The organism is Rhizobium leguminosarum (assembly GCF_001679785.1).
Taxonomy (GTDB): Bacteria; Pseudomonadota; Alphaproteobacteria; order Rhizobiales; family Rhizobiaceae; genus Rhizobium; species Rhizobium leguminosarum_R.
This window is the reverse complement of sequence record NZ_CP016286.1, coordinates 4,845,401-4,857,357: the sequence shown is the minus strand read 5'-3', so window position 1 is coordinate 4,857,357 and position 11,957 is coordinate 4,845,401. Positions and strand designations below refer to the sequence as shown.

At 60.3% G+C, this 11,957-nt stretch carries 14 protein-coding genes; all 14 read right to left on the bottom strand.

Annotated features, from left to right (window positions below):
• Nucleotides 1–24 precede the first annotated feature (24 nt).
• Nucleotides 25–924: a bifunctional methylenetetrahydrofolate dehydrogenase/methenyltetrahydrofolate cyclohydrolase FolD gene (folD, locus tag BA011_RS23650; protein ID WP_065282218.1), complete on the bottom strand. Its 900-nt coding sequence runs from the start codon at nucleotides 922–924 to the stop codon at nucleotides 25–27.
• A 120-nt stretch (nucleotides 925–1,044) separates the two neighbouring features.
• Nucleotides 1,045–2,814 carry a succinoglycan biosynthesis protein exop gene (locus BA011_RS23645; protein ID WP_065282217.1) on the bottom strand — a complete coding sequence of 590 codons (1,770 nt, stop codon included), beginning with the start codon at nucleotides 2,812–2,814 and terminating at the stop codon, nucleotides 1,045–1,047.
• Between the two features lie 156 nt (nucleotides 2,815–2,970).
• Nucleotides 2,971–3,810, bottom strand: coding sequence for a WecB/TagA/CpsF family glycosyltransferase (locus BA011_RS23640; protein WP_065282216.1), 840 nt, complete (start codon nucleotides 3,808–3,810; stop codon nucleotides 2,971–2,973).
• A gap of 394 nt (nucleotides 3,811–4,204) precedes the next feature.
• On the bottom strand, nucleotides 4,205–4,744 hold the full coding sequence (locus BA011_RS23635) for a hypothetical protein (protein ID WP_065282215.1): 540 nt from the start codon (nucleotides 4,742–4,744) through the stop codon (nucleotides 4,205–4,207).
• On the bottom strand, nucleotides 4,744–5,109 hold the full coding sequence (locus tag BA011_RS23630; RefSeq protein WP_017959015.1) for a hypothetical protein: 366 nt from the start codon (nucleotides 5,107–5,109) through the stop codon (nucleotides 4,744–4,746). Before BA011_RS23630 ends, BA011_RS23635 begins: the two co-directional genes overlap by 1 nt.
• Before the next feature lie 121 nt (nucleotides 5,110–5,230).
• Complete coding sequence (locus tag BA011_RS23625; RefSeq protein WP_065282214.1) at nucleotides 5,231–5,794, bottom strand: rod-binding protein; 564 nt, start codon at nucleotides 5,792–5,794, stop codon at nucleotides 5,231–5,233.
• Nucleotides 5,795–5,826: 32 nt separating this feature from the next.
• Nucleotides 5,827–6,240 carry a hypothetical protein gene (locus BA011_RS23620; protein WP_065282213.1) on the bottom strand — a complete coding sequence of 138 codons (414 nt, stop codon included), beginning with the start codon at nucleotides 6,238–6,240 and terminating at the stop codon, nucleotides 5,827–5,829.
• Between the two features lie 7 nt (nucleotides 6,241–6,247).
• Nucleotides 6,248–7,000 (bottom strand): flagellar biosynthetic protein FliR, encoded by a 753-nt coding sequence (locus tag BA011_RS23615; RefSeq protein ID WP_065282212.1) that lies wholly within the window; start codon nucleotides 6,998–7,000, stop codon nucleotides 6,248–6,250.
• Nucleotides 6,997–9,084: a flagellar biosynthesis protein FlhA gene (gene flhA / locus BA011_RS23610; protein WP_017959011.1), complete on the bottom strand. Its 2,088-nt coding sequence runs from the start codon at nucleotides 9,082–9,084 to the stop codon at nucleotides 6,997–6,999. Before flhA ends, BA011_RS23615 begins: the two co-directional genes overlap by 4 nt.
• Nucleotides 9,085–9,276: 192 nt before the next feature.
• On the bottom strand, nucleotides 9,277–9,543 hold the full coding sequence (gene fliQ / locus BA011_RS23605; protein WP_009992823.1) for a flagellar biosynthesis protein FliQ: 267 nt from the start codon (nucleotides 9,541–9,543) through the stop codon (nucleotides 9,277–9,279).
• Nucleotides 9,544–9,642: 99 nt separating this feature from the next.
• Nucleotides 9,643–10,086 carry a flagellar hook assembly protein FlgD gene (flgD, locus tag BA011_RS23600; protein ID WP_017959010.1) on the bottom strand — a complete coding sequence of 148 codons (444 nt, stop codon included), beginning with the start codon at nucleotides 10,084–10,086 and terminating at the stop codon, nucleotides 9,643–9,645.
• Nucleotides 10,077–10,526, bottom strand: a complete 450-nt coding sequence (gene flbT, locus BA011_RS23595; RefSeq protein ID WP_017959009.1) for a flagellar biosynthesis repressor FlbT — start codon at nucleotides 10,524–10,526, stop codon at nucleotides 10,077–10,079. The genes flgD and flbT overlap by 10 nt, the downstream gene beginning before the upstream one ends.
• Nucleotides 10,523–10,870 carry a flagellar biosynthesis regulator FlaF gene (flaF, locus tag BA011_RS23590; RefSeq protein ID WP_003556569.1) on the bottom strand — a complete coding sequence of 116 codons (348 nt, stop codon included), beginning with the start codon at nucleotides 10,868–10,870 and terminating at the stop codon, nucleotides 10,523–10,525. The genes flbT and flaF overlap by 4 nt, the downstream gene beginning before the upstream one ends.
• 34 nt (nucleotides 10,871–10,904) lie before the next feature.
• Nucleotides 10,905–11,957, bottom strand: a complete 1,053-nt coding sequence (locus tag BA011_RS23585) for a flagellar hook-associated family protein (RefSeq protein ID WP_017959008.1) — start codon at nucleotides 11,955–11,957, stop codon at nucleotides 10,905–10,907.

Genomic DNA, 11,957 nt, shown 5'->3' with positions numbered 1-11,957 from the left:
ACACTTTTCGGCATCATGCTCTCATCAAAACTGCGGCGGTGTCTGCCCTGCCGTGCGATGAGCGGCGATGACCGTGTTGGCCATCAGCATGGCGATGGTCATCGGCCCGACGCCGCCGGGAACCGGAGTGATGGTGCCGGCGACCGCCGAGACCTCTTCGAAGGCGACGTCGCCGACGAGCCGGGTCTTGCCCTCGCCTCTTTCGGGGGCTGCCACCCGATTGATGCCGACGTCAATGACCGTCGCACCGGGCTTCACCCAATCGGCCCTGACCATCTCCGGTCGGCCGACGGCGGCCACCAGGATATCGGCGTTGCGGCAGACCTCGGCGAGATTCTTGGTCCTGGAATGAGCAATCGTCACCGTCGCATTGGCGTTGAGCAGCAATTGCGCCATCGGCTTGCCGAACAGGTTGGAGCGACCGATGACGACGGCGTTGAGGCCGGAGAGATCCTCGCCATGGGTGCGGCGGACGAAGACCATGGCGCCGGCCGGGGTGCAGGAGACAAGTCCGGTCTTCAGGTCGCCGGTGGCGAGCTTGCCGGCATTGACGACGCTCAGGCCGTCGACATCCTTTTCCGGCAGGATCGACTGGATGATCGCCTCGCTGTCGAGCGGCTTCGGCAAGGGCAGCTGCACCAGAATGCCGTGGATCGACGGATCGGCGTTGAGGGTGGCGACGAGAGCTGCCAGGTCCTCCTGCTTCGTTTCCGCCGGCAGCGTGTGCTGAACGGACTTGAAGCCGCACTCCTTGGCCATGCGGCCCTTGGAGCCGACATAGGCGTGGCTTGCCGGGTCGTCGCCGACGATGACGACCGCAAGGCCGGTGGTGACGCCGCTGCTCTTTTCCAGCGCCGCCGTCGCACTCTTGACCGTCTGAATGACCGATGCAGCTACGTTCTTTCCGTCGATTACTGTCGTCACACGTGTCTCCGCCCTGTTTCGCGTCAATCTATGGATACTCGGCGAGCGTCAATTGCCCGCTAACGCCCTATCCTGTCGGAAAGCGGCAATGCAATAGCAAGCTTGCAAGGAAATTTTCGTTCAGCGCATCGGCTGCCGCGCTTCGAGCGCATGAACACGAAGCCGGTCGCGCAGGCCGGAGATTTCGGAGCGCAGCAGTTCCATTTCGTCGACCGGCGCGGGGGCCTGCGCGGGCATCGAGGGCAGTGGGGCCTGCGGCCGGGATATGGGCATTTTTTCCGTTGCGGAACCGGCGATGGGCCTACGCAGCCGGAGCAGCAAAGCCGCAGCAAGGCCTATCGCAAGGCCCGCCGCGGCACCGGTCAGCGCGCGGCCGGTCAGGCCATCGCTTCCCGATACTGTGGTTGCCAACGCCGGCTTCAGGAGGACGATACGACCGTCGGCGGCCGTTTCCACAGTTGCGGACGTCGCCTCTTCGAGGCGCGAGCGGGCGGCATTCGCCTTTTCGCTGAGTTCGGTCAGGCGTGACAAATCGACGCCGGTGTCCCGGCTCTGGGCGATCAGCGTGTTGCGGCGATCATTCAGGCCCTTGCGCGCATCGACGGCGGCCTTAGCAGTGAGGTTGGCAGTCTGGGCAAGACGGGTAAGCTCCTTGCCCATGTTCTCCTTGAGACCGTCCGTTTCGGCCTGCTGCTGCAAGAGGCGCGGATGGCGCGGGCCAAGCTCGGCCGAAAGCTGCGCAAGCGTCGTTTTGGCGACGGCATATTTGTCGCGCCAGTCCTGCAGCGCCGGCGAAAGCATATTGGAGGGGAGCGAACCGTCGAGCACTTCGGCAAGTTTTGCGGCCTTGAGCCCGTCGGCCTGCACCTTGGCGGCAAGGATGTTCTGGTCGGCCTCTTTCAGATCGGCATCGAGCCGGTCGATCTGGCGGCGAAGATCGATCGCTACCTTGACATTGCCCTCGCCGCTCTTCGCGGTGAAGGCGGCAAGCTCCGCTTTCACCTCGTTATAGGTTTTACGCAAGGCGGTATCGGTCTCGACGTTGCCGCCGGCTCCGCCTGCTGCGGACGCTTCGGCAAGCCTTGCGGCGATGCGCATGGATTTGCCGCTGTCGCCGGTCGTCACCCTGACGAGGATGGTGCCGGCGGCGGCATCGGGCAGTATCTCGACCGCATGTTTCAGCGTCGCCTCGGCGCGGGAGGCCGGATCGGCAGCAGCACCGGTCGCCGAAAGGAGATCGAGAGCGACGCCGAGCGCATTGGCGCTGGCGCCGGCAAATTCGGGATCATGATCGAGTTTCAGGGCGGCCACCGTCGCAGCAACCACCCTTGCCGACAGCAGCCCTTTCGCCGCGGCCTGGGTGAAGGCAGCGCGGCTTGCTGCATCGCTCTTCACCGCAAGCGTCGCCTCGGCACGGTAGAGGGTGGGCGAAGCTGGCATCAGCGCCGGCAAGCCCGCGCCGATCATCGTCGCGGCGGCTACCATCATCGCAAGGCCGATCCCGCTCGCCCGACGCCGCGGCGCTACCGGCCGGGGCTCGGCGGGTCCTTCACGGACCGCGGCCAGCGGTGCGAGTGAGATCATCGGCTGGTCGGCCGGAACGCCCAGCTCTTCATCGCCCGCCGGCTCCTGAGGAAGCGGATGGCCGACGTCGTTGGCGGCCCGAAGGCGGTTGCCGAGGATGGTTTCGATGCGGTCGACCAGCGGTGCGGTGCGTGCCGCACTTGCGCGCTGTTCTTCCAGCGCGCGGCCGATGGCGCGCAGCAATTCGGCCTCAGGCGGCGCGATATCAGGCCGGGTCGACCGGGGCGCCCCATAGGAATCGTCATAGGGGCGCGGCCCTGCGGCTGCGCGATCCTGGAAGCTGTTTCTGGCCCTGATATCGTACATTTGCGCCACATCTCATGCACATGATGGCCGAGTTCGCTCATCCGCACGAATGCAGATGATTAAACGACTCTAAATATTCATGGCAAAGAAATGGTTAACCGCAGCGGGCAAGAATTGCTAAGCCGCGCGTCCTGTTAGACACGCGGCGCTATTAGGTCAGCTCGCCTTCTTATGGTCCGATCGCGGTTGCAGCGCGTTGCCGTGCTCTTCCGGATGGCTGAGGATCCTTTCGCGCCGGCGGAAGCGGTAGCGCAGGACATGGAAGAGGAAGACCGGGATGCCGATGATGTAACGGCGCCAGAGGCGCGTCGGCTCCTGCAGCAGGCGATAGGCCCATTCCAGACGCATCATCCGCACCGTTTTCGGCGCGCGCGGGACGGCGCCGGAGACGAAATCGAAGAGAGCGCCCACCGTCAACACCAGCCGCGCATGATCGGCGCGAATGTGATCGTGAACCCATTTCTCCTGCAGCGGCGTTCCCATGCCGACAATCAGGATATCGACCTTCTGGCGCTCGAGCTCCTCGATGACATCAGTTGGATCGACCTTGTCGAAGTAACCGTCGGAAACGACGACGAATTCATGCCAAGGCGTGTGCCTGCGGAAATTTTCTGCCGCCGCCTCGACGACCGTGCGCGTGCCGCCGATGAGGCCGATGCGGCGCGGGGCCTCCATGAAGGTCAGGAAGGCCGGCACGAAATCGGTGCCGTTCAGATTGGCGGGAAACGGCGCACCATGGGCGATCTGCGATGCGATATTGAGGCCGATACCGTCCGGCAGCACCAGATTGTGCGACATGATCCGGTAATATTCGTCGTCGCGTAGCGTCGTCAGCATGTTGTGGGCGTTGACGAAGCAAACCACGGTCTGGCCGACGGGAATGGAGGCCAGCTCGTTGATGAAAACGAGGGCGTCGTCCCAGCCGAGATCGCAGACCGGCAGATCGAAGATCGTCCGCCGCGATGCGAGCACCGCGAAGTTTGCAATCAGATTCATTCCTACCTCCTGCCGAGGGTGCTGCATGCGCCCGACATCCCGGAAAACAAGCCCATATTTCCGCACCGGAGGTCTCGAAAGGACCGGTCGCGTCCCGCCGGTGCGCGTCCCTCCGATCCCGGATAAGCGGCGCATGCCAAGCTGTGACACCTGATATAACAGGACGGTTTCAAACAACCCTTAGGAAAATTCCTTGAATTTCCATGCTCGTATAAGTGGTTTATTAACCACGCGCGCCAAGGACAAACGGCGCCCTCGGGCGCCGTTTGTCGTCGATGATCGATGATGTCTAAAGCATGTCGCGCAAAAGTGTGCAGCGGTTTTGCGACAACGACATGCGCAAAAAACAAAGACCTAAAGCGCGAGGAGCGAATCTGAAAGATCGCGATGCGCTTTAGTGGGCCGCTGGCGCCGGTGCTTCGGCAGCCGGTGCGGTCTCGACGATCTTGACGGGTGCACCCACCTTCTTCGGCTGACCGGCGGAGCTTTCCTTGACCTCTTCCTTGGAGAGATAGTCGAGCTGCTCCAGCATCACGTCGGCGACGTATTCGCCACCGAGGCGCTCGTTCATGCCCTTCTTGATCTCTTCGCGAAAAGCGTTCGGATCGAAGGATTTGATGTGGGCGATATCGACCATCTTGTTGCCGACCAGCAGGCTGAAAAGCTCGTCCGTCGTCATCTCGCTCAGCGGCAGCGTCACGCCTTTCAGCATGTCCTTGTTCATCATGAACGAAACGCGGCCGAGGAAATAGCCGGTGATCGCACCGTTGCCGATGATCGGCACCGTGATCGTTTCGCCCTTCACCAGTTCAAGCGCGCTCTGCTTGGAATCCGTTGCTGCGGGCGCCGGCGCGGTCGCCAGGTACACCGAGAAATAGACCGAGGCCAAGGTGATGGCGCAAACCCAGACACCGGTGACGACGAGCTTGATCATCAGTTTCCACGCGCGGCGAATTGTTCCTGGGAATAGGTGCCGTCGGCGTCGGCGTCCTGAACTGCGTTCTTCAGCAGGTCGGCGACAGCGCGAACCGCTTCGAGATGCGCCTCAACGCGACGGGCATTGAGAACCAGCTTCTTCTTCAGGCCGTGCAGCTGATCGAGATGGGCAGCGGCAAGCTCGGCCGGATCGGTGTCGCGGAAAAGCGTCGACAGCTCGTAGAGGCAGCGGCTCTTATGGGCATTGGAGACCTTCAGATCGAACTGCGGGTCGTTGCCGATCCGGGTGTTCTCATTGTCGATGATCATTTCGAGGCGTCCGAGAACGGATTTGATCCTGTATTCGTTCGAAATTATTTCCATGGTACCCTCGGTTATGCTTCGCTTAGAGCATGATGCGAAAAACGTACGTAGTTTTCGGACAACAGCATGCTCTAACTGTTAATTGGAACGGGATTCGGATTTTTGGCCAACCGGCCTAAGATCATCCTGTTCTATCGGTCTTGGCTTCGGCAGTCGGCGTGCCAAAGGTCTTACGCTGGAAGTCGTCGATCATGCTGAGCGCGGTGTTGCGGTCATCGTCGTCGGTCGAGGCATTGACGATCTTGCCTTCCTGCCGGCGCAGAAGTTCGCTGTACATCTGCTTGGCAATGCCGATGCCGTCACCCTTGGCCATGGTGTTGCCGAGCTGCTCGGCCATCATGCCTTTCCAGATATCGCCGGTCGCGCCCTTGCCGTAGACCTCTTCGCTTTCGCTCGGCAGCATGGACTTGACGAAATTTTGCAGGACCATGGCCTCGAACTTCCGGTAGCTTTCCGGAACTTCCTCGGTCTTGGTGCGGTTCTGGATGTTGGCGAGGCCGCTCTTCTGGCCGACATGATCGAGAACGTCGACCGTGTTGGAGAAGCCCTTGCCATTCTCGGCGAGGCTCGTTGCGGCAAAGGCCGCACGATTTGCCTTCAACTTTTCCTGGGCCGCCTGAACCTCCATAGGGTCGGCAGCTTTGACAACGTCCAGGACCAGATCACTAGGGGGCGAAATAGCCACGTTACAATCCTCTGAATTTAAGATCGTAACGACTATGGTTTTTGAAGCTTGCTGGAGGCTGGCGTTGCGAATTGCTGATCGATGACATCGTAGACGGCATTGTCATCGGCCTCGCGGCGCTCGACTTCCAGGGCTTCCTTCATGCCGTTTTCGAGGCGGTCGCCCTTGGCACGCTCGCGCGTCAGCCGCATCTCATGGATCTGCTGCATGCCGGTTAGTTGCTGGTCCTTGATGGTGAGCTTGCCGAATCGATCGGCGTAATTCTGCGAGAAGGCGTGGTGGACGGGGTCCATCGAGCCGAGCGCGAGGATGACGTCGTCCATCGCCACATTGACCTCGACACGCTGGCGGCTGGTTTCGGCCAGGTCGTTCTCGGCAATTCTTTCGATATGCCGCTGCACCGAGAGCAGCCGCTTGAGCTTCTGAGAGCGCTTCCTTTCGATCATATCAGCCTCATCGCCCGATATAGATCGAGGCGAAGGACTGGCCGAACTGGCTGACCATCGCCGCAATCGAGAAATAGATCAGGAAGAGCCCGCCCATCAGCAGATAGGGCGTGGAGATGAAGTAGACCGGGATCTGCGGCGCCAGCTTGTTGATGAAACCGATCGAGACGTTGAAAATCAGGCCGTAGATCAAAAACGGGCTCGACAGCCGCAGCATGATGTAGGTGGTCTGCTGCAGCGTGTCGGTAAAGGAGATCAGCGTCGCGCGCATCTGCATCATGCCGCCGAATGGCATGGTCGTGTAGGAATCGATCAGCGCGCGGAAGACGATGTGATGGAAATCCATGATGAAGAGGATCATCATGCCGGCAAAGGTGATAAAGGCCGACAGGCTGGTCTCCGGCGTATCTTCTATGACGTCGGCGGAGCCCGGCTGGGTGTAGCCGACCATCATGGCGGTGATCGAGGCGGCGAACTGCATGCCGAGCGTGTAGATCCTCGCCAGCATGCCGTACATCACGCCGATCAGCGATTCGCTGAAGATCAGGCCGATATAGGTTCCGGCACCGGTGTGAACGGCCGGATAGACGGTATCCCAGAGCAACGGCATGACGGCGATCGAGAGCGCCCCGGCGATGAAGACCCGCAGCTGTGCGGGCACGCGCGCCGAGGAAAAACCCGGAAGAGCCAGCACACAGCCACCGATCCGGCAGAAAACCAGAAACAGCGCGAGAACGGTCCCTTGCGGGTCTGTTATCATGAAATAGAGCCCAAAATCTTTATCTCGATGCCCTTGGCCAGTTCGACATGCGACAGGACCGGGAGCGTGGCGAACAGCCTCTCGATGATCATGCGCACATAGGAGCGTGTTTCCGGCGACGTGACAAGTGCGAATGGCAGGCCGCGATCCATGAACTCACGGATAACTTTGGTGGCCTGTTCGCTGAACTCCTCCAGGCTGCGCGGATCGATGTCGAATTCGATCACCTCGCCCTTGGCGTCGCGCTTCAGCGCCTGATGGAAAGCCAGATCCCACTTGCTGCCCAGCCGCAGCACGCGCAGCACGCCGTTGTCGGCGAGATCGCCGCAAAGCTGCTGGGCCATGCGGATGCGGACATGCTCGACGATCTGCTCGGTCTTCCTGACATGCGGGGCGAGCTCGGCCACCGCCTCGAGAATGAGGTGCAGGTTGCGGATCGAGACGCGTTCGGCAAGCAGCAGCTTCAATACCGCCTGCAGGCCGGAATAGGACATGTGCGACGAGCAGATCTCGTCGGCGAGCTTCTTGTATTCGGGGTCGAGCCGATCGATCAGCACCTTGACGTCCTTGTAGGACAGCAGCTGCGGCAGGTTGTTGCGGATGACCTCGCTCATATGGGTCAGCACGACGGAGACGTTGTCGATCGGCTGGAAGCCCTCGCGTTTCAGATCGTCGGCGAAGTTTTCGAGGATCGAGACGGCAGGCATGCCGAAAGCGGGTTCGCGGATTTCGTCGCCGGGAATGCTCGGCCGACGGCCAGCACCGGTAACGACGAGGACTTCGCCGACGCGCAGCAGGTTGGAAGCGACCGTCGTGCCGTGGATGCGGATCTGGTAGGACTTCTCGGCGATGGCGATATCGTCGGTCACCTTGATCTCGGGCACGACGAAGCCGTATTGCGTGGCGAACTTCTTGCGCATCTTGCCGACGCGGAAGGCGAGCTCCTGGTGGGCGCCGAGCAGGCGCGTCGAGACCATCTTGCCGAGTGCAAGTTCGATTTCGGAGGTGCGCAGCACTGCCTTGACCGAATCCTTTTCCAGCTCCTTGTTCTGGACGACCTTCTTTTCTTCCTGCTCGCGGCGAAGCATGTTCTCTGCCTCGACTTGACGTGGGATGAACCAGGCGCCGAAGGCGAGAAGACCGCCGAGGACCACGAAGGGGATAAACGGCAGACCCGGCATCAGGGCCAGGATGAACATCAGCACCGCCGAGACGGAAAGCGCACGGGGATAACCGCTCAACTGGTTGACGACCGCCTGGTCGGTGGAGCCGGTGGTGCCGCCGCGGGAGACGAGAAGGCCGGCGGCGAGCGAGACGATGAGAGCCGGCATCTGTGCGACGAGGCCGTCGCCGACGGAGAGCTTGACGAAAACGTCAGCGGCTTCGCCGATCGGCATGCCATGGCGGAAATAGCCGATGATGATGCCGCCGAAAATGTTGATGCAGGTGATGATCAGACCGGCGACGGCATCGCCGCGCACGAATTTCGACGCACCGTCCATCGCACCGAAAAAGGAGCTTTCCTCCTCGAGCTCCCTGCGCCGGCGCTGCGCTTCCCTCTCGTCGATGATGCCGGCCGAGAGATCGGCGTCGATCGACATCTGCTTGCCGGGGATGGCATCCAGGGTGAAACGAGCGCCGACTTCGGCGATACGCGTGGCGCCCTTGGTGATGACGATGAAGTTGATGGTGATGAGAATCAGGAAGACGATCAGACCGATGACGAAGTCGCCGGACATCACCAGGCTTGCAAAACCGGCGATGACGCCGCCTGCCGCATCGTGGCCCTCATGGCCATGCGAAAGGATCACGCGTGTCGTCGCTATATTCAGCGCCAGCCGGGTCATCGTTGCGATCAGCAGAATGGTTGGGAAAGACGAGAAATCGAGCGGCTTCTGGATCCACAGCGCGACCATCAGGATCAGCACCGAGAAGGCGATCGAGAAGGCCAGTCCCATATCGATCAGGAACGGCGGGATCGGCAGGAAGAGAATGCAGATAATGCCGATGATGCCGAGGGCAAATCCGACATCGCGCAGGTTGGGGGCGACTTTTGGAAGGGGGAGTGCAGGTGGTTGCGCCATGACGATTCCGTCTCTTCATGAGAGGAGGCGGACATGCAGTCCGCCCAATTCGGATCGAGAATTAAATGGCGAAGCTTGCGCGAAGGTGGCTCAGAGCGGTTCAGCTTCTCATGGAAGCGTAGAACCGCTCTAACCTTTTGTTTCTACGCAATCCCCGACGCAAAACCGCTGCGCACTTTTGCTGGAATTGCCCTAGAAACCGGACTGGATGCGAGAGAAGACCAGATTGGTGAAAATCGAGATCTGCGAGCCGACGAAGGGTGCTGTGACCCCGACGGTGATCAGCACCGCTACGATCTTCGGCACGAAGGTCAGTGTCGCTTCCTGCACCTGAGTCAGCGCCTGGATCAAGGCAATGACGAGACCCACCACCATTGCCGCAATGACGGCGGGACCGGCGGCAATCAGGACGGTCCAGATCGCCGCCTGAAACAGATCCAATGCATCAGCTTCATTCATCCGAAGGCAACCTCATATCGCCCTGAAGCGGCCCCGCCGTGGCCGGACCGCCATTGATTGGTATCACCCGACTTATGCGGCGCACCGGCGCCGTGGGTATCAGGTATCGCTGGTGTCGGTCGACGTGGTCGGCGCCTTGTCGGCAATAGTGATTCCCGCCTGCACGAGTATATTCCCGCCAGCCGTGGTTGTCGCAATGATTCCGTCCGAATAAACCTTGACGGATTCGATGGTGCCCTTAACCTTACCGTCGGCGCTTTCCATGTATTTGCCGACGTAGCTGCTCGCTTGGGTGAGGCTGGAGCTTGCCAGAAGTGTGTCCAGCTTGGTGTTGGTCTGGATCGTCTGTTCGACCTGCGAGAAGCTTGCCAGCTGCGACATCTGCTCGCTGGCATCCATCGGATCGGTCGGATCCTGGTTCTTCATCTGCGCGATGAGCAGTTGAAGGAAATTGTCGTAGTTCAGCGTCGCCTTCGTCTGGGCCGTGTTCGTTGTGGTCGTCGAACTCGTTTTGGCCACGTTCGATGTTGCATCTACCGCCATGGTGCAATCTCCCTGCGAATCTGCTCGACCATCGTCGGCGGCATTTCGTGGTTGTTGAGGATATTGTCTTCGATGGCGTAAAGGCCGCGGATCGCCTTGAGTGCGTCGAAGGCACGGCCTGTCGAGACGAGCGCATCGATGCGCTTCAGTTCGGCGAGGATTTCCTCGTTCTTGAAGCAGGAGAGCAGCATGGTGATCGACTTGCGGAACAAAGCCGTCGACTGGTCCTTGCCCTCAGGGTTGATGAGGATCATCTGCGCGATGAAATAGAGCTGACGCAGCGGCGTCGTGGCGCCCTCCGGCTGGAGGACGTGGTTTTCGAGAAGGAACGTCACATCATTCAGGAATTCCAGCGCGACCTTACGGTCGACGCGCAGGACGGCGCCGTTGATGAAGATTCTTTCTCCGGCTTTCAGAGAAATGCGAAGTGTGCTTTTCATTTAAGTCCATCCCTGATGATGGTGGTAACGTCGATGATGCCCTGGTAGTTATTAGACTGACGTTTTCTGATCCTGTCGCATTCCTTCAATATCCAGATCGCGATCGAGATGAGGTTGGCCCTGAGCCCGATCTCCAGCTGGTTGTCGGGATGTTTGAGATCCTCGATGAAGCTGATCCACACCCGGCGGGTATAAAACAGGGCTTCAATGGCTTCCCGGCCGTATTTTTCCTTTTCGCGCGCCGCCGCCAGCAGGTCTATGGACCGGTCAAGAACCTGCCATTCCCGCTCTTTCGCGTCGGCCACCGAGTCCTGCATGACTTCGGCATATGAGAACTGATACATTCATGCATCCTTCTTTATTGCGCGCCTTTGATCATCAAAGGTAGTTTACTAGACTCAACTGCTGGATCTTCGAGACGATCGTGTAAGCCGTTTCAAGCTGCGTTTCCAAAGTCTTGACGAGGGTCGACGCCTCGTAAGGATCGACGCCCTGGAGATCGACGAGCTTGTTCTTGATGATGTTCGATTGAGCGTCGAGAGCGTCGTTGGACTTCTTGACGCGCTCCTGGGAAAGACCGAGCTGGCTTGCCTGTGTCACGAGGCCGCTGGTCGCCTTTGCTGTGTAACTGATCGCCTGCTTGGACACCGTGCTCATCGCATCGCTGCTGAGGCCCTGTCCTAACAGTGCCGAGGCCATCACCGAGGCGAGCGCGAAGTAGCGCATGCCCTCGGAATTGGCATTGGTCGAGGATTCGATCACTTCGGAGTTGCTGATGCGGCTCGTCATGTTCTGGTTCGACGCCTGCGACCAACCGGTCGTCGGGTCGGTCCAGGCAGCCTGGCTGAACATCGGCTCCACCGTCGTGGTGATGAAGGTGCTCATTTCGGCGCCGGTCAGATCCTTGACTGCCTTCGGGGGGACAAGAGCGGCGGCGTATGCATTCAACTGCGTGACGATGGCAGCACTCGTCGCGGCCGTCTTGTCTGTCAGCGGCTGCACATCGGTGTTGATGCCCGAGAACAGATATTCGCCGTTTACCATGGTATTGGCCGTATCCATCATCGTGGACAGGGCGCTGGTCGCCGATTGGATGGCGACGGTGATGCTGCCTGGGTCGTGGCTGCCCTGGAGCGCCGTCAGCTTCGAAACGAGGCCGTCGCCGACATCCTTCATCTTGGAAAGGCCGAGCTGCGAGGATTCCATGCGCGCGGTGACAAGCGAATTGCTTGATTTGATCGAGGCTATCCGGTCGACCTCGCGGCTGAAGTCGACGCTCCTGGCGGCGTTGCCGCCGAGCGAGACGCCGATATCGGCATAGACTCCCGTCGTCGCTTCCATCGTCGCCTTCGTCATCTGGTTCTGCGCCTGACGGATCGTCAACCGCATCGCATTCTGAATGGCCGAACTTGAAATAAATGAGCTCTTCAT